This window comes from Bradyrhizobium sp., from assembly GCF_004799445.1.
Classification (GTDB): Bacteria; Pseudomonadota; Alphaproteobacteria; order Rhizobiales; family Xanthobacteraceae; genus Bradyrhizobium.
In genome coordinates this window covers 1-2,843 of record NZ_SSNA01000063.1, presented here as the reverse complement: position 1 = coordinate 2,843, position 2,843 = coordinate 1, and the positions used below count along the sequence as shown (strand labels likewise).

Annotated in this window: 4 protein-coding genes; all 4 read left to right on the top strand. The window is 57.2% G+C overall.

Features of this window, described 5'->3' with window-relative positions:
* Positions 1-218 precede the first annotated feature (218 nt).
* Positions 219-434: a hypothetical protein gene (locus E8A46_RS08870; protein ID WP_291559552.1), complete on the top strand. Its 216-nt coding sequence runs from the start codon at positions 219-221 to the stop codon at positions 432-434.
* Positions 435-802: 368 nt separating this feature from the next.
* Entirely contained in the window at positions 803-991 is a 189-nt protein-coding gene (locus tag E8A46_RS08865) for a hypothetical protein (protein WP_291559550.1), read from the top strand.
* A 202-nt stretch (positions 992-1,193) separates the two neighbouring features.
* Entirely contained in the window at positions 1,194-1,403 is a 210-nt protein-coding gene (locus tag E8A46_RS08860; protein ID WP_291559548.1) for a hypothetical protein, read from the top strand.
* Between the two features lie 33 nt (positions 1,404-1,436).
* Positions 1,437-1,694, top strand: a complete 258-nt coding sequence (locus tag E8A46_RS08855) for a hypothetical protein (protein WP_291559546.1) — start codon at positions 1,437-1,439, stop codon at positions 1,692-1,694.
* Positions 1,695-2,843: the final 1,149 nt, after the last annotated feature.

Here is a 2,843-nt window from a genome sequence, read left to right as displayed (position 1 = left end):
ACATATCTGCACCGAGCTCGGCCCCTGCAAATAAGTCTTAAATTTACTAAAAGAGGTTCAGGTCGCATTGATCTAGGTCAAACGCCATCCCGCGTGCGGGCGCTTACCCCCCGTTGGCGGGATTAGGCTGGCGGCCGAGCGCGGCGCGGCGATCTGGATTGTGGAATTGCCCCCTCCCCGTGCTAGGTGGTCCCAATAAAATCGAAGGGATATCCGAAATGACTGATCCAACCTTGCGGGTCGCTTCAAGCGCTGTTCGAGATGCCGAGGTCGATAAGGTGAAGACGAAAATTATGGAAAAGGCCCCGGAAATGATTTTCAGCAGAGATCAATTAATTCTCGTCGACAATTGGATCGCAGCTAACGATTTGACGCTCGACAGGCCCGAAGCCATCCGGCGCCTGGTCGAGCTCGGGCTGAAGGCGAAGAAGTGACAACAGTGAGACTGCAAGAGCTAGAGGAAATGGCGGCGAAGCTGTTGGCGACCGCTCGTGAACTGCCATCGGGACAAGACCGTCACAACGCCCTTCGTGAGATCGGGCGATTTCGTGTGCGGATAGCTACTCTGAAATTCACCGAACGGCCAGCACGGCCGGGGCTGAAGGCAAGTGGGGTGAAAGGCTAGAATGGCTCGCAAACCGAAAACTGGCAGATGGTCGATGAAGAGCGAACGAGAGCTAATACAGCTGGTAGAATCGGATACCCTTGAGGGCATAGCCGATCACCTCCAACGCTCACCGACCTCTGTCCTGAGGCGAGCAGCCCGATTGGGACTTTCGATCAAGCGGAAGGTGAAGGGGAAATGATCAAACCGAAGCGGTCCGCCGAGCAACAGGTCGCGGACGAGGACGATCGAAAGGCTCTCAACCCAAACGCGGCGAAGCAGAAGATCTCGGACGGCCAAGCCGGTCCGGAATTTCAGGAAAATCGCGAACGCCTGAAAGCCGAGCGGCTGGCGCGCGAAGCCGGGCTAAAGGCGAAGGGGAAGTAACTTTGTGTCGACGAACCAGAGAAACAAATGGACGCCTGAAGAGGATGAACGACTCAAAACGCTTCTTGAGGTCAATACCTCCGTTCATCTCGTTTCAGTAAAGTTGAAACGATCTGTGGTCGCCGTTAGGAGCCGTGCGAGCCTGCTAAAGATATCCTGCAGACGGACGCGGCCCAGGGCTTAAGTCGAAAGGAAAATGACCATGAGGATTTTCTGCGTCCTTGTTGCGATCGTGTTTTCCTCTACCGCCTTCGCGCAGGACGCGCCGAAGGTCGGCAATAAGCCAATCGTGCAGGTTAAGCCGAAGGGGCCGGCCGGGTGCAAAATGGTTGGAACCGTCAAAGGCACAAAGCTGTGGGCGGGTGAATGCGTGGCGAGCGAGCCAACCGCGCCGCCCGCGGGTGAGAAATGATAGCCTGGCCGAGCTCGGGCTGAAGGTGAAGAAATGACGTTTGCCAGTCACCCCGAGCGCCAGTTCATGCAGTACCTACGGGGGGCAGGCTGGATCAAAGCGCGTTCGCTGCCTGCGAGTGGGCTTGTGGAAAAACTGCTTCGAAAAGGCTGGATTGAACAACAGCAACAAGGTCCAGACAATGAAGTCTTCCTTCGGTTGACCGCTAAGGGCTTGGAAGCGAAGAAGTCAGCTGTCCCGATCAGAGGAACGAAGGCGGACGGTCAGCCGAGGCTAAAGCCAAAATCCTGATTTGCTGATTTGCCAAGCCCTCACGGGCGGCTTTCGCGTCTACCCATGCTTGAGCCCGTGGGCGATAGCTGCTGTCGCAGGATCCGGGGCAGCAATGTGAGAGATATCTCCGCTCACCAACGAGGCGTCCGAATAGACCTCAAAGGCGATGGTGACCAACGCAAGTACAAAGATGACGGCCAAGGTTCTCATGGTCGCATAGTCGCGCGCGATTGGGGCCAAATCGGTCAGGCATCGCGGCAAAAAGCGGAAGTTTCATTTCGGAATGCTCCGCCACGACTCCAGCAGCGCCGCTGGTGCGTTTTGGGCCCGTAAGGCTGTCCGGATGGCGGCCAGCGCTGAAACCGAATCCTGAGGGCTGGCTGGCTGCTGGCGGAACGATTTCGTTTGCCTTCGATTGAGGTCCCGCCCACGGCGGTGAGCCGCCGGCATAGCCCGCGCGAGGGTCTCATGGCTATTAAGTCCCAAGGGACGTGGTACGTCTCATTTGAACTGCCACCGGGAAAGCGAACGTCCGCAAGGGCGACCGAAACATTTCGGAACGAGCGAGGGGCCAAGAAATTCGCGAGAGCGAAATTAGTCGACACACCAAACGTCACCGCGGGCACGCTCAATCCTCATCTGCCGAAACGGACGATCGCCGCAACGCAGATACTCGAATGGCTCGAAGAATAGGATGAAAGCCGATCCGGCTTTGAACCGGCCCGGCTCACTTCGGATGAACCCACAGGTAAGGAGTGATGCGAGCATTGGGGAAAGCGAAAAGCTGAAGCGGGACGAATTGCCCGAGCTGTGTGTCCCAGCCGCAACAGCGTTTTTGTTCCTTTGATGGAACAGCAGTTTTGATTCGCGCCCTTCACTCGCCAGTGCAAGTCTGCGAAAATCGGGGCGGGGCAGTTCATAGACAATCAATTTTGAGCCCGGTAGGCCGCTGGATATTGCCCGGCGGCCTTTTCAACCACGGTCTGGTTGGTGGGAGTTGCGTATGTCCTGGGATCGTCCGTTCGATCAACCTGTTCCCCTGCCAAGTGGGGCGCCCGCCTGAACGCTCCGCGACGCCGGCAATTATATTAGGAAGCTCTCCCAATCAGAGCGCGATACGCCGGAATGGCGACTGGCTATTCAGATGCTAATCGACGCGGCCGAGGA

What these genes read in the sequence shown, in the direction of transcription:
- E8A46_RS08870 (WP_291559552.1), top strand. Translation starts at nt 219, where the DNA reads ATGACTGATCCAACCTTGCGGGTCGCTTCAAGCGCTGTTCGAGATGCC.
- E8A46_RS08865 (WP_291559550.1), top strand. Translation starts at nt 803, where the DNA reads ATGATCAAACCGAAGCGGTCCGCCGAGCAACAGGTCGCGGACGAGGAC.
- E8A46_RS08860 (WP_291559548.1), top strand. Translation starts at nt 1,194, where the DNA reads ATGAGGATTTTCTGCGTCCTTGTTGCGATCGTGTTTTCCTCTACCGCC.
- E8A46_RS08855 (WP_291559546.1), top strand. Translation starts at nt 1,437, where the DNA reads ATGACGTTTGCCAGTCACCCCGAGCGCCAGTTCATGCAGTACCTACGG.